This is a genomic window from Tsuneonella sp. HG222, assembly GCF_053819185.1.
This window is the reverse complement of record NZ_JBSOQZ010000001.1, coordinates 59,551-78,312: the sequence shown is the minus strand read 5'-3', so window position 1 is coordinate 78,312 and position 18,762 is coordinate 59,551. Positions and strand designations below refer to the sequence as shown.

Annotated in this window: 19 protein-coding genes and 1 tRNA gene; 11 read left to right on the top strand and 9 right to left on the bottom strand. The window is 69.4% G+C overall.

Annotation, left to right across the window (positions count from 1 at the left end; translation table 11 throughout):
• Positions 1 to 19: 19 nt before the first annotated feature.
• The 4 genes from ACWPMZ_RS00340 to pepN all read right to left on the bottom strand — a co-directional run bounded on the left by ACWPMZ_RS00340 (position 20) and on the right by pepN (position 5,496).
• Positions 20 to 1,315, bottom strand: coding sequence for a cytochrome b (locus tag ACWPMZ_RS00340; protein ID WP_455702043.1), 1,296 nt, complete (start codon positions 1,313 to 1,315; stop codon positions 20 to 22).
• 17 nt (positions 1,316 to 1,332) lie between these two features.
• Complete coding sequence (gene petA, locus ACWPMZ_RS00335; protein ID WP_455702042.1) at positions 1,333 to 1,902, bottom strand: ubiquinol-cytochrome c reductase iron-sulfur subunit; 570 nt, start codon at positions 1,900 to 1,902, stop codon at positions 1,333 to 1,335.
• A gap of 170 nt (positions 1,903 to 2,072) precedes the next feature.
• Positions 2,073 to 2,846 (bottom strand): peptidoglycan editing factor PgeF, encoded by a 774-nt coding sequence (gene pgeF, locus ACWPMZ_RS00330; protein WP_455702041.1) that lies wholly within the window; start codon positions 2,844 to 2,846, stop codon positions 2,073 to 2,075.
• Positions 2,839 to 5,496: an aminopeptidase N gene (gene pepN, locus ACWPMZ_RS00325; protein WP_455702040.1), complete on the bottom strand. Its 2,658-nt coding sequence runs from the start codon at positions 5,494 to 5,496 to the stop codon at positions 2,839 to 2,841. Before pepN ends, pgeF begins: the two co-directional genes overlap by 8 nt.
• 47 nt (positions 5,497 to 5,543) lie before the next feature.
• Here pepN and ACWPMZ_RS00320 point away from each other — a divergent pair, with 47 nt between their 5' ends.
• Positions 5,544 to 6,329, top strand: coding sequence for an SDR family NAD(P)-dependent oxidoreductase (locus ACWPMZ_RS00320; protein ID WP_455702039.1), 786 nt, complete (start codon positions 5,544 to 5,546; stop codon positions 6,327 to 6,329).
• Here the strand turns inward: ACWPMZ_RS00320 and ACWPMZ_RS00315 are convergent.
• Entirely contained in the window at positions 6,310 to 7,221 is a 912-nt protein-coding gene (locus ACWPMZ_RS00315) for a DMT family transporter (RefSeq protein ID WP_455702038.1), read from the bottom strand. The genes ACWPMZ_RS00320 and ACWPMZ_RS00315 overlap by 20 nt on opposite strands.
• Entirely contained in the window at positions 7,218 to 8,219 is a 1,002-nt protein-coding gene (locus ACWPMZ_RS00310; protein ID WP_455702037.1) for a threonine aldolase family protein, read from the bottom strand. The genes ACWPMZ_RS00315 and ACWPMZ_RS00310 overlap by 4 nt, the downstream gene beginning before the upstream one ends.
• 52 nt (positions 8,220 to 8,271) lie before the next feature.
• Between ACWPMZ_RS00310 and ACWPMZ_RS00305 the strand changes: the two genes are divergently transcribed.
• Positions 8,272 to 8,577: a GNAT family N-acetyltransferase gene (locus ACWPMZ_RS00305; protein ID WP_455702036.1), complete on the top strand. Its 306-nt coding sequence runs from the start codon at positions 8,272 to 8,274 to the stop codon at positions 8,575 to 8,577.
• A gap of 15 nt (positions 8,578 to 8,592) precedes the next feature.
• On the opposite strand, the gene ACWPMZ_RS00300 is transcribed toward ACWPMZ_RS00305, so the two are convergent.
• From ACWPMZ_RS00300 to ACWPMZ_RS00290, 3 genes are all read right to left on the bottom strand, one after another.
• Complete coding sequence (locus ACWPMZ_RS00300; RefSeq protein WP_455702035.1) at positions 8,593 to 10,101, bottom strand: PH domain-containing protein; 1,509 nt, start codon at positions 10,099 to 10,101, stop codon at positions 8,593 to 8,595.
• Entirely contained in the window at positions 10,098 to 10,592 is a 495-nt protein-coding gene (locus tag ACWPMZ_RS00295) for a PH domain-containing protein (RefSeq protein WP_455702034.1), read from the bottom strand. The genes ACWPMZ_RS00300 and ACWPMZ_RS00295 overlap by 4 nt, the downstream gene beginning before the upstream one ends.
• 135 nt (positions 10,593 to 10,727) lie before the next feature.
• Positions 10,728 to 10,802, bottom strand: a tRNA-Thr gene (locus ACWPMZ_RS00290).
• Positions 10,803 to 10,875: 73 nt separating this feature from the next.
• On the opposite strand from ACWPMZ_RS00290, the gene ACWPMZ_RS00285 reads away from it, so the two are divergent.
• From ACWPMZ_RS00285 to ACWPMZ_RS00245, 9 genes are all read left to right on the top strand, one after another.
• Entirely contained in the window at positions 10,876 to 11,040 is a 165-nt protein-coding gene (locus ACWPMZ_RS00285) for a hypothetical protein (RefSeq protein ID WP_455702033.1), read from the top strand.
• Between the two features lie 32 nt (positions 11,041 to 11,072).
• Positions 11,073 to 11,759, top strand: coding sequence for a 2,3-diphosphoglycerate-dependent phosphoglycerate mutase (gpmA, locus tag ACWPMZ_RS00280; protein WP_455702032.1), 687 nt, complete (start codon positions 11,073 to 11,075; stop codon positions 11,757 to 11,759).
• A 1-nt stretch (position 11,760) separates the two neighbouring features.
• A complete protein-coding gene (gene purE, locus ACWPMZ_RS00275; protein ID WP_455702031.1) occupies positions 11,761 to 12,240 on the top strand; it encodes a 5-(carboxyamino)imidazole ribonucleotide mutase in 480 nt (159 codons plus the stop codon).
• Entirely contained in the window at positions 12,240 to 13,298 is a 1,059-nt protein-coding gene (locus ACWPMZ_RS00270; protein ID WP_455704146.1) for a 5-(carboxyamino)imidazole ribonucleotide synthase, read from the top strand. Before purE ends, ACWPMZ_RS00270 begins: the two co-directional genes overlap by 1 nt.
• Positions 13,295 to 13,813, top strand: coding sequence for a dihydrofolate reductase (locus tag ACWPMZ_RS00265; RefSeq protein WP_455702030.1), 519 nt, complete (start codon positions 13,295 to 13,297; stop codon positions 13,811 to 13,813). The genes ACWPMZ_RS00270 and ACWPMZ_RS00265 overlap by 4 nt, the downstream gene beginning before the upstream one ends.
• Complete coding sequence (locus tag ACWPMZ_RS00260) at positions 13,810 to 14,769, top strand: bifunctional riboflavin kinase/FAD synthetase (RefSeq protein ID WP_455702029.1); 960 nt, start codon at positions 13,810 to 13,812, stop codon at positions 14,767 to 14,769. Before ACWPMZ_RS00265 ends, ACWPMZ_RS00260 begins: the two co-directional genes overlap by 4 nt.
• 189 nt (positions 14,770 to 14,958) lie before the next feature.
• Positions 14,959 to 17,757 (top strand): isoleucine--tRNA ligase, encoded by a 2,799-nt coding sequence (gene ileS, locus ACWPMZ_RS00255; protein WP_455702028.1) that lies wholly within the window; start codon positions 14,959 to 14,961, stop codon positions 17,755 to 17,757.
• Positions 17,754 to 18,323: a signal peptidase II gene (lspA, locus tag ACWPMZ_RS00250; RefSeq protein WP_455702027.1), complete on the top strand. Its 570-nt coding sequence runs from the start codon at positions 17,754 to 17,756 to the stop codon at positions 18,321 to 18,323. Before ileS ends, lspA begins: the two co-directional genes overlap by 4 nt.
• The gene (locus tag ACWPMZ_RS00245; protein WP_455702026.1) at positions 18,323 to 18,733 is read left to right on the top strand and encodes a DUF3035 domain-containing protein; all 411 of its coding nucleotides are present in this window, start codon (positions 18,323 to 18,325) and stop codon (positions 18,731 to 18,733) included. The genes lspA and ACWPMZ_RS00245 overlap by 1 nt, the downstream gene beginning before the upstream one ends.
• Positions 18,734 to 18,762: the final 29 nt, after the last annotated feature.

Genomic DNA, 18,762 nt, shown 5'->3' with positions numbered 1-18,762 from the left:
TCTTTCCCTATACCCGTTCTTAAACCGCCGGTGTGGCGTTTTCGCCGAGCACGGCTTTCTTGTCGGACCCCAGCACGGCTTCGGTGATCGAGAACGGCAGCGGTTCGGGCCGCTCGATCGAGCTGACGATCGGCAGGATCACCAGGAAGTGCAGGAAGTAGTACGCGGTCGCCAGCTGGCTGAGCATGACATAGGGCTCTTCGGCCGGGGCGCCGCCGCACCAGAACAGCACGATCATCGCCGGGATCAGGCCGAACCAGAAGAACTTGCGGAACAGCGGCCGGTAGTGGCCCGAGCGGATCGGCGACTTGTCGAGCCAGGGCAGGAAGAACCACAGCAGGATCGCGCTGAACATCGCAAGCACGCCCATCAGCTTGGCCGGAACGAACAGGAAGTCCGCGGTGAAGGCGCGCAGGATCGCGTAGAACGGCCAGTAGTACCATTCGGGCACGATGTGCGCCGGCGTGCTGAGCGGGTTGGCCGGGATGTAGTTGTCCGGGTGGCCCAGGTAGTTCGGCAGGAAGAACACCAGCGCGAAGTAGAACAGCAGGAACACGCCCAGGCCGAAGCCGTCCTTGGCGGTATAGTACGGGTGGAACGGCAGCGTGTCGCTCTCGCTCTTCACCTCGACGCCGGTCGGGTTCGACGAGCCGGGGATGTGCAGCGCCCAGATGTGCAGGATGATGACGCCCGCGATCACGAACGGCAGCAGGAAGTGCAGGCTGAAGAAGCGGTTGAGCGCCGCGTTATCGGGCGCGTAACCGCCGAGCAGCCAGATCTGGATCGGCTCGCCGATGCCGGGGATGGCGCCGAACAGGCCGGTGATGACCTTGGCCCCCCAGAAGCTCATCTGGCCCCACGGCAGGACGTAGCCCATGAAGCCGGTCGCCATCATCAGCAGGAAGATGACCACGCCCAGCAGCCAGACCATTTCGCGCGGCGCCTTGTACGACGAGTAGAAGAAGCCGCGGAAGATGTGCAGGTAGACGACCACGAAGAACGCGCTCGCCCCGTTGGCGTGGGCATAGCGCAGCAGCCAGCCCCAGTTGACGTCGCGCATGATGTGCTCGACGGAATCGAACGCAACGCCGGCGTTGGCCGCATAGTGCATCGCCAGGATCACGCCGGTGACGATCTGCAGCAACAGGCAGAACCCGGCGAGGACGCCGAAATTCCACATGTAGTTCAGGTTGCGCGGCACCGGATAGCCGGCGCCGATGGCGTTGTAGACGAGGCGCGGCAAAGGCAGCTTCTCGTCGATCCAGCGCATGAAAGGCGCCTTGGGTTCGTAGTGCTTGGCCCAGGGGAAGCTCATGGTCTGTCTCTTTCGCCTCAGCCGACGAGGATCGTGGTGTCGGTGGTGAATTCGTATTCCGGAACCTCGAGGTTCTTCGGGGCCGGGCCTTTGCGGATGCGCGCCGCAGTGTCGTAGTGCGAACCGTGGCAGGGGCAGAAGTACCCGCCGAATTCGCCCTTGTTCTCGCCTTCGGCGGCGCCCAGCGGCACGCAGCCGAGGTGGGTGCACACGCCCATGGTGACGAGCCAGTTGGCCTTGCCTTCCTTGGTCCGCTCGCCCAGCGACTGCGGGTCGCGCAGCGAGCCGGCGTCGACCTGGTTGGCCGCGGCGATTTCCGCATCGGTCAGGTTGCGCACGAACAGGGGCTGCTTGCGGAACACCGCCTTGATCGCCATCCCGGGCTCGATGCCCGTCAGGTCGACTTCGGTCGAGCTTTCGGCCAGCACGTCCTTGGACGGGGCCATCTGGGTAATCAGCGGATAAAGCGTGACGAGACCGCCCACGCCGGCCGCGCTGACCGCGGCAATCTCGATGAAGTCGCGGCGGCGTACGCCGTCGTCGCTGGCAAGCGTGTGAGTTTCCGCGGTGCCGGTGCTAGTCGCCATGTCCCTGCCTTGCCTGCGGCCCCGCGCGAAGTGGCAATGGCGGAACCGTCATATTTTGATAAATCGCGCGCCGAAGAGGCCCCCGGACGGCGACTTGGCCGGGCTGATAGACGAGGCGGCCCGCCATGCCAACAGGCATTTTGGGCAAGTTCAACAGCGGGGATTTGCGGTCAGCCCGGAGGGCCGATCAGCGATATCTGGCGGCCGTAGTCGGGCTCTGCGCGATGGGTCGCCCGGCGATAGGAAAAGAACCGCGCTTCGTCGGCGTAGGTGTCCAGTCCCAGGCGGTCGACCTGTCCCACGCCCGCCGCGTCGAGCCGCGCTTCGGCGTACCTTTCGAGGTCGAAGAACCAGTGCCCCGGGCGCCCCGGCGCGAAGAACCGCCCGTCGGCGAGGGTGAACTTCGCGCGAAAGCCGTCGTCGACCTCGTAGCTTTCCAGCGCGATGGCCGGGCCGATCGCGGCGACGATGTCCTCGCGGTGGGCGCCGATCGCTTCCATCGCCTCGACCGTGTGCTCCAGCACCCCGCCGTGCGCCCCGCGCCAGCCCGCATGGGCCGCGCCGACGATGCCGGCCCGGCGATCGGCCAGCAGCACCGGCGCGCAGTCGGCGGTGAGGATGCCGAGCAGGAGCCCGGGCCGGTCGGTCACCAGCGCGTCGGCCTGCGGCCGGTCCGATTCGGCCCAGTCCCCGGCGACCAAGCAATCGGGCGAATGAACCTGGTAGACGGTGACGAGCCGCGCGCCCGGCAATACCGCCTCGACCCCGCGCCGCCGGTTCTCGACCACCGGCGCCATGCGCGGGTCGCCGGGGTCCATTCCGCGCGCGCCCATGTCCAGCCCCGCGACGACGCCTTCCGACACCCCGCCCCTGCGGCCGAGGAACCCGTGCGGGATCCCGGCCAGCAGATCGGAGCGGATCGCCTCGACGGGCTCGTCAGCCAAGGCTGCGGGTGACCTGCTCGTAGGTGTCGCGGCTGAGGTTGCCGGCCGCCGCGATCCGTTCGAGCTCCCCCTTCATCAGCGCCGAGCGGCCCGGTTCGATCCGCCGCCAGCGGCCGAGCGGCGAGACGAAGCGCGCCGCGGTCTGCGGGTTGATCGGATCGAGCGCCAGGATCAGGTCGGCGATCAGCTTGTACCCCGCCCCGTCGGCCGCGTGGAAACCCAGCGCCGTTCCGGTGAACGGCATGTAGAGCGAACGCGCGCGGTTGGGGTTCTTGAGCGTGAAGTCCGGATGTCCGGCCAGCGCCTTGACGTGTTCGAGCACCGAGGGGTGCAGCGAGCTTGCCTGGATGGCGAACCACTTGTCGATGACCAGGGCGTTGCCCTTGAAGCGGTTGTAGAAGTCCAGCAGCTTGTGCGTCCGCTCCGGACCCGGCAGCCCCGACAGGACCATGAGCGCACCCTGCCGGTCGGTCATGTTGTCGGCCGCATCGTACTGCGCCGCCGCCATCGTCGCCGCGCGCTGCGGATTGCCGGCGGACAGGAAGGCCAAGGCCAGCGTCTTGAGCTTGCGGGCGCCCTTGGCCTCGGGCGACATGCCGCCACCGACCGCCACGGCACGTTCGTGCAGCTGGACGAATTCGCTCTCCAGCGTGCTGCCGAGCCAGGCCTTGAGCCCTTCGCGTTCGGCATGGATCGCGCCCGGATCGGCGACGAGCATCTGTTCGGACAGGTAGGTCTCGCCGGGCAGGACCAGCAGTTCGCCGCGCATCAGGTCGTCGAGCTGGCTGTCGGCAAGCACCGAGCGCACCGCCTGGCCGATCGCCTGGCGCCCGGCGTCGCGCCCCGCCTCGTCGGTCGAGCCCGACAGCACGCCGCGCAGGTGGCCGACGACCAGGTCCTGCATCGCCTCGTAGCGGGCAAAGGGATCGTCGTCGTTGGCGGCGAGGAAGACGAGGTCGTCATCCGACACCTCGCGCTCGATCGTCACCGGGGCGGAGAAGCCGCGGTTGATCGACAGGACGGGCGGCTGCGTGAAGCCTTCGAAGGCGAAGCTCTGCCTGGCCTCGGTCAGGATGACCAGTTCCTCGCCCTTGTGGCGACCGCTCTCGCGGTCGAACAGGGCGATGCGCAATGGGATCGGCATCGGCTCCTTGGCCGGCTGCTCGGGCGTTGGCGGCACGATCTGCTCGAGCGTGAGTGTCGCTGTATCGCCGCTCAGTTCGGTCGTGACGGTGACGCGGGGAGTCCCGGCCTGCTCGTACCAGCGGCGGAACTGGCCGAGATCGAGCCCGGCGCCGTCCTCGATCGACCGGACGAAATCCTCGCAGGTGGCGGCCTCGCCGTCGTGCCGGTCGAAGTAGAGATCGGTGCCGCGGCGGAACCGCTCGGGCCCGGCCATCGTGCGCATCATGCGGATGACCTCGGCACCCTTGTTGTAAATCGTGGCGGTGTAGAAGTTCGAGATCTCCTGGTAGCTGTCGGGCCGGATCGGGTGCGCCAGCGGGCCCGAATCCTCGGGAAACTGGACGCTGCGCAGGATCCGCACGTCCTCGATCCGCTTGACCGGCGCGGAGTTCATGTCCTGGCTGAACAGCTGGTCGCGCAGCACGGTGAAGCCTTCCTTCAGGCTCAGCTGGAACCAGTCGCGGCAGGTGATCCGGTTGCCCGACCAGTTGTGGAAGTACTCGTGACCGATCACGCCCTCGATCGCATCGTAGTCGCCGTCGGTCGCGGTCTCGGTGTCGGCCAGGACGTACTTGGTGTTGAAGACGTTGAGGCTCTTGTTCTCCATCGCGCCCATGTTGAAGTCGCTGACCGCGACGATATTGAACACGTCGAGATCGTACTCGCGGCCGAACGCCTCCTCGTCCCATTTCATCGACTTGATCAGCGATTCCATCGCGTGATCGGTGCGCGACAGGTCCTCTTCGCGCACCCAGATGGCGAGCTCGACCTTGCGCCCACTCATCGTGGTGAAGGTGTCCTTGTTGGCCACCAGCTGTCCGGCGACGAGCGCGAACAGGTAGCTCGGCTTGGGCCAGGGATCATGCCATTCGGCCCAGTGCGTTCCGTCGTCCGCCACGCCGTTGGCGACATTGTTGCCGTTCGACAGGAGGACCGGGAACTCGGCCCGCGGGCCTTCCATGCGCACCTTGTAGGTCGACAGCACGTCGGGCCGGTCGGGGAAGAAGGTGATACGTCGGAAGCCCTCCGCCTCGCACTGGGTGCACAGCATCCCGCCCGAGGCATAGAGGCCCATCAACTGGCTGTTGGCGGCCGGATCGATCTCGGTGACGATCGAAACCTCGTGGCTCTCGCCGGGCAGCGGCACGACCAGCTCGGACCCGTCCATCGTCCAGGAATTGATCGCCTCGCCGTCGACCGTGACCTCGACTGCCGTGAGCCCGTCGCCGTCGAGTCGCAGCTCGTTGGCGGGCGCGGCATCGGTGTTGCGCTCGACCGACAGAGTGGAGCGGACGCGCGTCTTGCTCACCCCCAGCCGGAAATCGAGCGCCACCTGCGGCACGCGCCAGGGATAGGGCTGGTAGTCCGCGCGGCGGATGATCGCGGGTTCCTGCGGCGAGACGGGCGGCGCGTCGGCCATCTGGGTATTGCCGTCGGGGGACGAGGGCGTGCGGGCGATGTCCATGGGGTTTTCGGTCTTCCTCAAAGCGGTGTTGCGGCTAGAACGCGGCCGTGGCGCAAATGTTCATATTCGGACTGGGCTATTCTGCGAAGCGCATCAAGGCTTCGCTGGAACGCAAGGGCTGGAGCGTTGCGGCGACGGGGCGCGACGGGGACCTGGCGTTCGACGACGAGGCCGGGGTCGAGGCTGCGCTGGCGGTGTCGAGCCACGTCCTGTCCTCCGTCCCGCCCGATGGCGAGACCGATCCGGTGCTCGCCCGCTACGGAAGTCTGCTGCACTCCCAGTGGCTTGGCTACCTGTCGTCCACCGGGGTCTACGGCGATGCTGCCGGGGCGTGGGTGGACGAGAGCGCGCCGGTCGGCACGGGTCGCCGCTCGGCCCGCGCGACCTGCGATGCCGCCTGGCTGGCGCGTGGGGCGCGCGTCTTTCGCCTGCCGGGGATCTACGGGCCGGGCCGCAGCGCGCTGGAACGGGTGCGCGCCGGAAAGGCTCACCGGATCGACCTGCCCGGCCAGGTCTTCAGCCGGGTACATGTCGAGGACATCGCGGCCGGGGTGAACCTAGCGCTCGATTCGCCGCCCGGGGCGTTCAACCTCGCCGACGAACATCCCTGTTCGCAGAATGCCGTGATCGAGGAGGCCAGCCGCCTGCTCGGCCTGGCCCCGCCCCCGCTTCTGACGCTCGATGAGGCCGCCCTCTCGCCGATGGCGCGCGGGTTCTATGCCGAGAACCGGCGGGTCGCGAACGGCAAGGCGAAGCGGGTGCTGGGCTGGCGGCCCAAGTTTCCGACCTATCGCGAAGGCCTGCTCGATTGCCTCAGACGCTCTTCGCCCTGAGCGCGACGATCAGCCCGGCCAGCGCCAGCACCGCGCCGGCCACCGCCAGCGCGGACCAGCGATAGCCTTCGAGCAGGGTCGAGATGACCATGGCGATGACCACCACCAGGACGTTGTGATAGGCCGCCCGGCCGGCGCCGATCTCGCGGATCAGCGTGTAGTAGAGCGGGAAGGTCACCACCGAGCCCATGATTGCGAGATAGGCGGTGCCGGCCCAGAACGCGCCGTTCGTGGGCAGTACCGGCGGCCCGTGCAGCGCGAAGGCCAGAACGATGTCGATCACCGTGCCGTAGAGCATGGACCAGGAAATGAGCGCCAGCAGCGGGACAGAGCGGCCGGTGGCATTGGCCTGCGCGATGTTCGAGATCGAGGCGGCCAGCATCGCGCCGATGCCCAGCCAGGCGCCCAGCGCTACGTCGCCGCCGATCCGCACGGTGCGCGCCTCGTTGGCCAGTAGCAGCAGGATGCCGGCTATGGCGACCACGCTGCCGAGCGCGAAGCGGAGCGTAATCGGTTGGCCCAGGACCACGCTGCCGAGCACCGCGTTGGGCACGATCATCAGCCCGATCATCACCGCCACGATGCCCGAGGTGAGGTGCAGTTCGGCCGGATAGACCAGGTTGTAGTTGCCGCAGAACTGGAAGAACCCGACCAGCATCGCCAGCAGGTGCACGCGCCACGGCATGGCCATGCGGGTGCCCCGGGCCAGCGCCAGCGCCACCATCGCCGGGGTGGCGATGAGGAAGCGGTAGGCGACCGACCAGGCGGGCGGAACGTCGGCGATCTGCCCGGTGATCACGAACCACGTCGAGCCCCAGATCAGCGCGATGGCCAGGAACGGGAGCGCGACGCGCGGCCGCAGCAGCGCGTGCGGCGGGGCGGGTTCGCTCATAGACCGGCGATGGCCCTGCCCAGCGCACGCGCGTGGTCCTCGCGACTGTCCCACGAGGCGACGAAGCGAGCGGCGTCGCGGCCCCAGTCGTAGAACGCGAAGCCCTGTGCGCGCAGCGCCTCGCGCTCGGCCGCCGTGCAGGCCAGGAACACCTCGTTGGCCTGCACCGGGTGCAGCAGCCGCTCGCCCGCATCCTCGGCGATCGCCCGCGCCGCGGCATTGGCGGCCTCGGCATTGTGCAGCCAGACGTCGCCGCCCAGCATCGCCAGCAGTTGGGCGGACAGGAACCGGCCCTTGCTCTGCAGGTGCCCCGCGCGCTTGCGGCGGAAGCGGATCGTATCGGCCAGCGCCGGCTCGAAGAACACGATCGCCTCGGCGTTCATGCCGCCGTTCTTGGTGAAGCCGAAGCTGAGCGCATCGACCGGGCCGGCCACTTCGGCCGCCGGCCGCCCGACGTGGATAACCGCGTTGGCGAAACGCGCGCCGTCCATGTGCAGCTTCAGCCCGTGCTCGCCCGCGACCATGTCGATTTTGGCAAGCTCGCCCGGCGTGTAGACGCAGCCGTACTCGCTGGCCTGGGTGATCGAGATCGCGTGCGGGTGAACCTGATGAACGTCGTGCGGGTTGCGGATTCGGCCGACCAGATCGGCGATCGCCTCGGGCGCCAGCTTGGCGTGGTCGCCATCGGCCAGCAGCAGCTTGGCGCCGTGGAGATAGAACCCCGGGGCGCCGCCCTCGTCCATCTCGATGTGCGCCTCGCGGTGGCAGATCACCCCCCCGTGCGGCGGGCACAGCGCCGACAGCGCGAGGCAGTTGGCCGCCGTCCCCGTCGCGACCCACAGCACCGTCACCTCGCGGTTGAAGACCTGCGCGAAGCGGTCGTCCAGCTCGGCCGAGATCCGGTCGGTGTCGTAGGGCGAATCGGCGGCGTCGGCATCGCGCATCGCGGCCCAGACGGCCGGGTGGACACTCGCCGCGTTGTCGGACAGGAACTGCATGGGAACGCCCTTAGCCCGCCGCGGGTTCGTGGCAAGAAGGAGACTTGATTCCATGGCCGACAGCATCGCCGTCACCCGCGAGAACGAAACCACCCATGGTGCCTACAAGGCGCCCGTCCCCGGCACCTCGCGCGAGGCGGAACTCACCTGGGTCGCCCGCGGCGATACGCGGATCGCCAACCATACCTACGTGCCGCAGGAAGCGCGGGGCAAGGGCATCGCCGCCGCGCTGGTCGACGCCCTGATCGAGGATGCGCGCAAGGAAGGCTTCAAGGTCGAGCCGAGCTGCAGCTACGTGGAAGCGGCGTTTCGCCGCCATCCGGAATGGGCCGACCTGCGCGCCGAACTGCCGAGCTGACTCCGGGCCCGGCCGTCAGCGCGGCAGGGCGGAAAAGTCGACCGAGGCCGCCTGGTCGATCGTGGCGCGAGCGATCCGCCGTGCATCCTGCGTGGCGACGCCGTGGAAAGCCAGTGCTCCGCCCGCGACGCCGAAGTGGACCGTGGCATAGCCGCGCCGCCGGGCGAGCGGTCCTTGGGCGATCTCGACCGACTGGATCTTGAGCTGGCGGCCGATGTCGAGGCTGGGCGCGAGCCAGCCGCGGCGCGCCATGATCATGTCCCCGTCCACGGCATGGAACGCGTGGCGCCAGGCGAGCAGGCGCGCCAGCGCAACCAGCGTGGCAAGCGCCGCGATCGCCACGGCGAGCAGCGGAATACCCGCCAGCAGGGCCGCGCCGATGGCCACGACGCCGGGAACCAGCAGCAGGGCCGCGCGGTCGGTCGCATAGGCCGGGCTGGCGCGGTGCCAGTCGGTCTCCGGCCTCGGCAAGGCGAAGCCGGCCTCGGCGGCGATCGGTTCGATCTCGTCCAGCCGGGCAAAGGGCGCGACGGCGTGACTGGCCGACTTGGCATCGCTCGCCAGGCTGACGAAGCTGAGGCCGTGCCAGCCGAACCTGCGGCGCAGCAGGCGGGTGTGGACCCTGGCCGCCTGGACCCGGGCGACCGGCATGACCACGTCGGTCCGGGTAAACAGGCCGCGGCGGCGGCGGAAGCCCTTGTCGGTCCGTTCCAGCCGGAAGCCGTATTCGCGCACGAAGGTGCGCACCACGCCGGTCAGCACGCCGAGCGCGGCCACGGCGAGCACCCCGGCGACGGCCGCGACGATCGCCACCGCCTGCGCACTGGCGGCGAGGAAATCGAGATCGTGCTGGTGCGCGGCGCCGAACGCGCGCCAGGCCTTCCAGTCCCATACCTCGAACGGCAGGAGGAATTCGAACTGCTGCGCCGCGCCCAGCAGCACCGCGAAGATCACCAGCGAAAACTCGAACAGCCCGAAGGTCAACACCCGGCGGTTGTCCATCGCGAAGAGCAGCGGGGCGGCGGCTTCCGCCTCGACCGGCGGCGCCGCTGCCTCGCCCTGCACCCCCGCCTTGCGGTCGCGTACCAGTTCGCGTAGCCGGTCCGCCTCGGGCAGCGAGAGATAGGCGAGCGTGATCTCGTCCTTGCCGCCGGCGCCCGTCTCGAAGCGCACCTCGGCCAGGCCGAACAGCCGGGGGATCAGCTTCTGCTCCAGGCTGACGTCCTGGATCCGGTCGTAGGGCACGGCGCGCGCATGGCGGCTGAGCAGCCCGTGTTCCACACGGATGTTGTCGGCGCCCGTGGCGTAGGTCAGCCGGCGCCACTTCAGCCAGGCCACGCCGAAGCTGAAGCCCAGCAGCGCGACCGCCGCCGGGACGATGACCAGCAGCCCCATCGCCAGTGTGCCGGTGCCGATCAGCGCGGCAATGGCGGGCACCCCGCCGCGCAGCAGCGCCGTGAGGCCCGAGACGACGAAACCCCGCGGATCGGTGCGGCGGGCAGCGTCGGGGACGGGATTGGTCATCGCGCCGCCGCGGCGATCTTCTCGCGGATGACCTCGCGCATGGCGACCGCGTCATGCTCGCCTAGGCCGGGCAGCAGGATCGAGGCGTTGTGCGTGCCGGCGGTGTGCAGGACCAGCGTGGAAAGTCCGAAATAGCGTTCGAGCGGGCCGCGCGCGATGTCGATGTGCTGCACCCGGCCGAACGGCACCACGGTGTCGCTGCGGAACAGCAGCCCACGCACCACGCGCAGCCGGTCGGCCGCCATGTCGTAGCCGCGCGCGTAGTGGCGGCGCAGCGGCGCACGGATCACCAGCCAGGCGACGAGCAGGGCGATCGGCACCAGGAACGCGCCGGTCGGAAGCAGATCGGCAGTCTCCAGCACCAGCGCGCCGACGGCCAGCGGCAAGGCCATGATCGCGGCCTGCACGCGCAGCAGCTTGACGTGGTTGGGATGCAGCGGCGTCAGCGCGCCCTGCCGCTCCTGCTCGAGCTGTTCGGTGCCCCCATCCATCGGTGTCTTATATTGATAGGACGGCCCGCGAGGCAAGCCCCCGGCAGAGGCGAATCCGGTGAGCAAAGCGGCAGGCTTTGGGGGGAGCCCCTCCCGGCGAACCTCATGTAGCGAGCGGCAGGTTCGCCGGAAAAATGGTGCTGCTGGAGAGGATTGAACTCTCGGCCTCACCCTTACCAAGGGTGTGCTCTACCACTGAGCTACAGCAGCGCTCCGGGAAGCCGCGCGCCTTAGCCGTGCGGGCGCTCTTGTCAAGCGTTCGCGGGTGCGGCAGGCGGCGCCGATGGCAGGCGAAGACAGGCAATCGCGCGAGGAGCGGCTGGCGGCCAAGCTGCGCGAGAACCTGCGCCGCCGCAAGGCCCAGGCGCGCGAGCAGGCCGGTGCGCTTGGCGCGGCCCAAGAAAAGCCTCCGGCCACCGGTCTTTCCAAAGGCGAATCGGGCAGCTAGGGCCCAGCGCTCCCGCCGAAGGAGCCATCGCAGTGCCGACCCTGATCCTCGTCCGCCACGGCCAGAGCCAGTGGAACCTGGAAAACCGCTTCACCGGCTGGTGGGACGTGGACCTGACCGACAAGGGCGTGGCGGAAGCGCTGGCCGCGGGCGAGCTGCTGGCCGCCAGGGGCGTGCTGCCGACGGTCGCCTATACCTCGCTGCAGACCCGCGCGATCAAGACGCTGCACCTTGCGCTGGAGGCCTGCGGGCGGCTGTGGATCCCGGAGACCAAGGACTGGCGGCTCAACGAGCGGCACTACGGCGGGCTGACCGGTCTCGACAAGGCGGAGACCGCCGCGCGGCACGGCGACGAGCAGGTCAAGGTCTGGCGCCGCAGCTTCGACATCCCGCCCCCCGTGCTCGAGGCCGGCGGCGAGTTCGACCTGTCGGCCGACCCGCGTTATGCCGGCATCGCGATCCCGTCCGCCGAGAGCCTGAAGCTGACCATCGAGCGCGTGCTGCCGTACTTCGAAAGCACGATCGTGCCGCAGCTCGCCGCCGGGGAGACGGTGATCGTCTCGGCGCACGGCAATTCGCTGCGCGCGCTGGTCAAGCACCTGTCGGGCATCTCGGATGCGGACATCACCGGGCTGGAGATTCCCACCGGGCAGCCGATCGTCTACGACTTCGGCGAGGACATGGCGCCGGGCGAACGGCATTACCTGAAGGACCGCTAACATGGCAGACGTAGCCATCGTCATGGGCAGCCAGTCCGACTGGGCGACGATGAAATTCGTCGCCGCCGTGCTCGATGAAATCGACGTTATCTACGACGCGCGCATCATTTCGGCCCACCGCACGCCGGAACGCATGTTCGCCTTCGGCAAGGGCGCGGCGGCGGAGGGCTTCAAGGTCATCATCGCGGGCGCCGGCGGCGCGGCGCACCTGCCGGGCATGATCAGCGCGCTGACCCACCTGCCGGTGCTGGGCGTGCCGGTGCAGTCGAAAGCGATGTCGGGCCTCGATAGCCTGCTGTCGATCGTGCAGATGCCGGCCGGGGTGCCCACCGGCACGCTGGCGATCGGCGAGGCCGGGGCGACCAACGCCGGGCTGCTCGCCGCCGCGATCCTCGCGCTGTCCGACCCCGATCTCTCGCAGCGCCTGCAGGCCTGGCGCGCTGCGCGGACCGCGGCGGTGGCCGAGACGCCCGCGGATTGATGCTCCCCCCCGGCAGCACGATCGGCATCCTGGGCGGCGGCCAGCTCGGGCGCATGCTGGCGATGGCGGCGGCGCAGCTCGGCTATCGCTGCCACGGCTTCGACCCCAACGAGGACAGCGGCGTGGCCGCCGTGGCGGCGGGCTTCACCTGCGCCCAGTGGGCCGACCGCAACGCGCTCGCCGCGTTCGCCGCGCAGTGCGACGTGCTGACCTACGAGTTCGAGAACGTGCCGGTCGGCGCCGTGACGGCGGCGATCCCGGCGGAAAAGCTGTTCCCCTCCGCCCGCGCGCTGGAGGTGGCGCAGGACCGGCTGCACGAAAAGGCCTTCTGCGAAAGCCAGGGCGGCACGGTAGCCCCGCACGCGGCGGTCGATTCGATGGAGGACCTTCTCGCCGCGATCGAGCGGATCGGCACGCCCGGCATCCTCAAGACCCGGCGCGACGGATACGACGGCAAGGGCCAGTGGCGGATCGAGAGCGCGCGCGAGGCGCAGGGCCTGCGCCTTCCGGGTAGCGGACTGATCTACGAGGGCCTCGTGCGCTTCGAGCACGAGTTCTCCGTCATCCTGGTGCGCGGGCAGGACGGCGAGGTGCGCTTCTGGGACAGCGCGCGCAACGTCCACCACAGCGGCATCCTGGCCACCTCCACCCTGCCCGCCGGCCCGGCGATCGAGGCGCAGGTCCCCGCCGCGCGCGCTCTGGCCGGGCGCATTGCCGGGGCGCTGGGCTATGTCGGGGTGATGACCTGCGAATTCTTCGCCACCGCCAACGGGCCGGTCTTCAACGAGATGGCCCCGCGGGTCCACAACTCGGGCCACTGGACGATCGAGGGCGCGGCGACGAGCCAGTTCGAGAACCACGTGCGCGCGATCTGCGGCCTGCCGCTGGGCGATACCGCGCTGGTCCACCCCAACGTGCGGATGGACAACCTGATCGGCCCCGACGTCGGCAAGGCCGGCGACCTGCTCGCCACGCCGGGCCTGCACCTGCACCTCTACGGCAAGGGCGAGCCGCGCGAGGGCCGCAAGATGGGCCACGTCACCCGGATCTGGGCATGAGCGCGCAGCATGAGCGCGAACCTGGCCGCCAGTCCGGGCGCGAGGTGATCTGCGTGGTCGCGCGGGCCGACAATGGCGTGATCGCGCGCGGCGGGCTGGTGCCCTGGCGCATCCGCGAGGACCTGAAGCGCTTCGTGGCGCACACGATGGGCACGCCGATGATCATGGGCCGCAAGACCTGGGACGGGCTGCCCGGCCTGCTGCCCGGCCGGCGGCATATCGTGCTGACACGCGATCGGACGTGGAGCGCGCCGGGCGCCGAAGTGGCGCACAGCGCCGATCAGGCGCTGGAGCTGGCCGGCCGCGGCGACATCTCGGTGATCGGCGGCGCGGAGATCTTCGCGCTGTTCGAGGATATCGCCACGCGCTTCGAACTGACCGAGGTCCACGAGGATACCGCCGGCGACACCACGATGCCCTATCCCGGCGCGCACTGGGTCGAGGTCGCGCGCGAGGACCGCGCGGCGGACGGCACCTGGCCGGCGCACAGCTTCGTCACCTTGCGCAAGGCATGATCCGGCTCGACCACCGCGCGCCTGTGCCCGATGCCTTGCGCGGCGGGATCGTGGCGCTGGGCAACTTCGACGGCTTCCACCTGGGCCACCAGGCCGTGGTGGCGGAGGCGGTAGACTGGGCGCGCAGCCAGGGCCGGCCGGCGATCGTCGCCACGTTCGACCCGCACCCGGTGCGCCACTTCGCCCCGCAGGTACCGCCCTTCCGCCTGACCACGCTCGACCAGCGGCAGGAGCTGTTCGCCGCGGCGGGCGCGGACGCGATGCTGGTGTTCCATTTCGACGGCGCGCTGGCGGCGACCACGGCGCAGGATTTCGTCGCCCGGCTGCTGGGCGCCCATGTCGGCGCGGCGGGCGTGGTGACGGGCGAGGACTTCACCTTCGGCCAGGGGCGCGGCGGCAACATCGCCCTGCTGCGCGAGGTCGGGGCGACCTGCGGGATCGAGACGCGCGCGGTCGGCCCGGTGATGGACGCACCTGTCGGCCAGGGGGGCCGCGCCGTCAGCTCCAGCCGCATCCGCGACGCGCTCAAGGCCGGCGACTGCGAGGAGGCCGCGCGCCTGCTGACCCGCCCGTTCGCGCTGCGCGGGCCGGTGGTCCACGGCGACAAGCGCGGGCGGACGATCGGCTATCCCACGGCCAACATGGAACTCGGTACTTACCTGCGCCCGCGCTACGGCATCTACGCCGTCACCGGCCGGCTGCCCGGCGGCATGCTGCTGCAGGGCGCGGCCAACATCGGCGTGCGGCCCACCTTCGATCCGCCGAAGGAGCTGCTGGAGCCCTTCTTCTTCGACTTCGACGGCGATCTCTACGGGCAGGAGATCGAGGTGGCGCTGCACCATTTCCTGCGGCCCGAGGCGAAGTTCGCTTCGATGGACGCGCTGACCGCGCAGATGGAGCAGGATTGCGCGCGGGCCAGGGAATTGCTCGCCGCTCCATCATCGCACCGGAGCTGATCCGGGTTGGACGTCGTCCCAGCGAAGGCTGGGACCGCTGGCGCGCGGGGCGCCATGCCGGAAGCGATCCCGGCTTCCGCCGGGATGACGGTCAGCCGGGCGGGATCCGGCTCGGGGCCGGGGGTGACGACGGGATTGTTGCCGAAAAACTTTCCTACAGCGCCGCCATCCGCTAGCGGCCCATCCGAAATGTCAGAACCCGAAAACCCTCAGCGCGATTACAGATCGACGGTCTTCCTGCCGAAGACCGATTTCCCGATGAAGGCCGGCCTTCCCGAGAAGGAGCCGGGCATTCTCGCGCGCTGGCAGGCCGAGGGAATCTACGAACAGGTCCGCGCGAGCCGCAAGGGCCGCGCAAAGTTCGTGCTGCACGACGGCCCGCCTTACGCCAACGGCGACATGCACATCGGCCACGCGCTGAACCACGTGCTCAAGGACATGGTCGTGCGCACGCAGACCCTGCTGGGCAAGGACGCGCCCTATGTGCCCGGGTGGGACTGCCACGGGTTGCCGATCGAGTGGAAGGTCGAGGAGCAGTACCGCAAGGAAAAGCGCAACAAGGACGAGGTTCCGCGCAAGGAATTCCGCGCCGAGTGCCGCGCCTATGCCCAGCATTGGGTCGACACCCAGCGCGAGCAGCTGAAGCGCCTCGGCATCGGCGGCGACTGGGACAATCCCTACCTGACGATGCAGTTCGAGAGCGAGGCGGTCATCGTCTCCGAGCTGCTCAAGTTCGCCGAGAGCGGCCAGCTCTATCGCGGGGCCAAGCCGGTGATGTGGAGCCCGGTCGAAAAGACCGCGCTGGCCGAGGCCGAGGTCGAGTACGAGGACATCGTCTCGACCCAGATCGACGTGGCGTTCGAGATCGTCGAGAGCCCGATCCCCGAACTCGTCGGCGCGCACGCCGTTATCTGGACGACCACGCCGTGGACGATCCCGGTGAACCAGGCTTTGGCTTACGGGCGGGAGGTTGATTACATGCTGGTCGAGGAGGCTAACGGCGGGCGCTTTCTCGTGGCCGATGCGCTCGACACCAATTTAGGAGAGCGTCTTGCGCGGGAGATCGGTGGCACGACCGTCTTCGCGCAGCTTTGGCAAGGCAAAGGCTCCGACCTTGCTGGCACGGTCGCCCGGCACCCGATGCACCACCTCGGCGGGTTCTTCGCAGCGCCGCGCCCGTTCCTCCCCGGCGACTTCGTCACCACCGAAAGCGGCACGGGCCTCGTCCACATGGCGCCCGACCATGGCGAGGACGACTTCGACCTGTGCAAGGCGCATGGCATCAATCCGGTGTTCGCGGTCGAGGGTGACGGCAAGTACCGCGCCGACTGGGCCTGGCTCGGCGGGCAGGGCTCGGTCATCAATCCCAAGTTCAACGCGCCGGACGGACCGATCTGCTCGGACCTGCGCGAGACCGGCGCACTGCTGGCGGCGAGCGCCGACTACCGGCACTCCTACCCGCACTCGTGGCGTTCGAAGGCCAAGGTCATCTTCCGCTGCACCCCGCAGTGGTTCGTGCCGATGGACCGCGCGAGCGACGGCGGGACGCTGCGCGAGAAGGCCATGAAGGCCATCGGTGAAACCCGCTTCGTGCCCGAGAAAGGCCGCAACCGCATCGGCTCGATGGTCGAGGGGCGGCCCGACTGGGTGCTCAGCCGCCAGCGCGCCTGGGGCGTGCCGATCACGCTGTTCGTCGACCGCAAGACCGGCGAATACCTGGTCGATCCGGCGGTCAACGCGCGCATCGTCGAGTCCATCCGCACCCACGGCGTCGACGGGTGGGACGAGGACCATGCCCAGGCGATCCTCGGCACCGACTACGCCCTCGACGACTACGAGCGGGTGACCGACATCCTCGACGTGTGGTTCGATTCGGGATCGACCCACGCCTTCGTGCTCGAAAGCGGACGCTGGCCCGACCTCAAGTGGCCGGCCGACCTCTATCTCGAAGGGTCCGACCAGCATCGCGGCTGGTTCCAGTCGAGCCTGCTGGAGAGCTGCGCAACGCGCGGCCGCGCGCCTTACGAGGCGGTGCTGACCCACGGGTTCACCATGGCGAGCGACGGGCGCAAGATGTCCAAGTCGCTCGGCAATACGGTCGACCCGAGCAAGCTGATGCAGGTCTACGGCGCGGACATCCTGCGGCTGTGGGCGCTGTCGGTCGACTATACCGAGGATCATCGCATCGGCGACGAGATCCTCAAGGGCGTGGCCGACCAGTATCGCAAGCTGCGCAACACCTTCCGCTACCTGCTCGGCGCGCTCGACGGGTTCGACGAGAGCGAGCGCGTCGCCCCCGGCGAGATGCCGGAGCTCGAGCGCTACGTCCTCTCGCTGCTGGGCGGGCTCGACGCCGCGCTGCGCCGGGCGACCGACGATTTCGACTTCAACGCCTATGTCCGCGCGCTGTCGGATTTCGCCAACGAAGACCTGTCGGCGTTCTTCTTCGATATCCGCAAGGACTGCCTCTATTGCGAGGCGCCCGGCAGCCTGAAGCGCCGCGCCTATCGCACCGCGCTCGACACGCTGTTCCACGCGCTGGTCCGCTATGCCGCGCCGGTGCTGGTGTTCACCGCGGAAGAGGTGTGGGGCACGCGCTATCCCGCTGCGGGCAGCGTCCACCTGCTCGAATGGCCGGAGGTGCCGGCGGCAGTCGCCGATGCCGACCGCTGGGCTGCGCTGCGGGCCTTGCGCGAAAAGGTCACCGAGGCGATCGAGCCCCTGCGGCGCGACAAGGTCGTGCGCTCGGGCCTGGAGGCCGGGGTGACCGTGCCCGAGGCCATGGTGCCCGGCGGCTTTTCCGACGCCGACCTGGCCGAACTTTTCATTTCCGGCCCCGTGCGGCGCGAGGGCGGGGTGATCACCGTCGCGCGCACGCACGATGCCAAGTGCGGCCGGTGCTGGCGGCTGCTGCCCGAGGTGCCCGAGGACGGCGCGCTGTGCGCCCGGTGCGAAACGGCCGTCGCCCAACTGGAGCAAGACGCATGACGCCCCCGACACGCAGGATCGCCGGGCTCGCCCTCGCCGCCGCGGTCTTCGCCGCCGACCAGCTGACCAAGTGGATCGTCCACGTCCACCTGGCGATGGAGCGGGGCGATTCGATTCCGCTGGTGCCGATCTTCGCGCTGACCCGGACCCACAACTACGGCGTCTCGCTCGGCATGCTGTCGGCCCAGACGCCGGAGATGAAGCTGCTGCTGATCATCGTCACCGCCACGATCGCGGTGGGTGTGACGGTGTGGATGATGCGCGAGACCGCGCTGGGCGACATCCTGGCGCTCGGCATGGTGCTGGGCGGCGCGGCGGGCAACATCATCGACCGCGTCCGGTTCGGCTACGTGCTCGACTTCGCGGACCTTCATTTCGGCGAATTCCGCCCGTTCCTGATCTTCAACGTGGCCGATGCGGCGATCACCATCGGCGTGTTGATAATTCTTGCCCGCTCGCTGTTCATGCGCGAGAAACCCCCCGAACCGCAGACGCCGGCCCAGGCGGCCGAGCCGACGACGGAGCCCGAACCCCAGCCGGCACGCGATGCCGCGGAGACCCTTTGATGCGCATTTCCACCCGTTTCGCCCTCGCCGCCGTGGCGGTTTCGCTGTTGTCGGCCTGCGGCAGCAGCGGCCTGATGAACCGCGACCGGCCCGACGAGTTCGCCGTGCAGCGCCAGGCGCCGCTGGTCGTCCCGCCCGACTTCTCGCTCGAGCCGCCGCAGCCCGGCGCGCCGCGCCCGGCCGAAGGCACCGCCGCCCAGCAGGCGCTCGACGCGCTGTTCGGCGGACCGGCCCCGCGCAGCGCGGTCGAAACCAGCGCGCTCGACCGCGCCGGCACCGCCGCCCCGGGCATTCGCTCGTCGGTCGGCGATGCGGGCACCTTCACGGTCGACAAGGGCACGACCACCCAGGCCATCGTCGCCGCGCCCGAGGGTGACGGCCAGGCCGCCTCGGCGATCATCCCGGGCTAGGGGTTTTTCGCTTTACGCGCCCGCCTCCG

Coding starts and splice junctions, on each gene's coding strand:
- ACWPMZ_RS00340 (WP_455702043.1), bottom strand. CDS start 1,315: ATGAGCTTCCCCTGGGCCAAGCACTACGAACCCAAGGCGCCTTTCATG.
- petA (WP_455702042.1), bottom strand. CDS start 1,902: ATGGCGACTAGCACCGGCACCGCGGAAACTCACACGCTTGCCAGCGAC.
- pepN (WP_455702040.1), bottom strand. CDS start 5,496: ATGGACATCGCCCGCACGCCCTCGTCCCCCGACGGCAATACCCAGATG.
- ACWPMZ_RS00315 (WP_455702038.1), bottom strand. CDS start 7,221: ATGAGCGAACCCGCCCCGCCGCACGCGCTGCTGCGGCCGCGCGTCGCG.
- ACWPMZ_RS00310 (WP_455702037.1), bottom strand. CDS start 8,219: ATGCAGTTCCTGTCCGACAACGCGGCGAGTGTCCACCCGGCCGTCTGG.
- ACWPMZ_RS00305 (WP_455702036.1), top strand. CDS start 8,272: ATGGCCGACAGCATCGCCGTCACCCGCGAGAACGAAACCACCCATGGT.
- ACWPMZ_RS00300 (WP_455702035.1), bottom strand. CDS start 10,101: ATGACCAATCCCGTCCCCGACGCTGCCCGCCGCACCGATCCGCGGGGT.
- ACWPMZ_RS00295 (WP_455702034.1), bottom strand. CDS start 10,592: ATGGATGGGGGCACCGAACAGCTCGAGCAGGAGCGGCAGGGCGCGCTG.
- ACWPMZ_RS00285 (WP_455702033.1), top strand. CDS start 10,876: ATGGCAGGCGAAGACAGGCAATCGCGCGAGGAGCGGCTGGCGGCCAAG.
- purE (WP_455702031.1), top strand. CDS start 11,761: ATGGCAGACGTAGCCATCGTCATGGGCAGCCAGTCCGACTGGGCGACG.
- ACWPMZ_RS00270 (WP_455704146.1), top strand. CDS start 12,240: ATGCTCCCCCCCGGCAGCACGATCGGCATCCTGGGCGGCGGCCAGCTC.
- ACWPMZ_RS00265 (WP_455702030.1), top strand. CDS start 13,295: ATGAGCGCGCAGCATGAGCGCGAACCTGGCCGCCAGTCCGGGCGCGAG.
- ACWPMZ_RS00260 (WP_455702029.1), top strand. CDS start 13,810: ATGATCCGGCTCGACCACCGCGCGCCTGTGCCCGATGCCTTGCGCGGC.
- ileS (WP_455702028.1), top strand. CDS start 14,959: ATGTCAGAACCCGAAAACCCTCAGCGCGATTACAGATCGACGGTCTTC.
- lspA (WP_455702027.1), top strand. CDS start 17,754: ATGACGCCCCCGACACGCAGGATCGCCGGGCTCGCCCTCGCCGCCGCG.
- ACWPMZ_RS00245 (WP_455702026.1), top strand. CDS start 18,323: ATGCGCATTTCCACCCGTTTCGCCCTCGCCGCCGTGGCGGTTTCGCTG.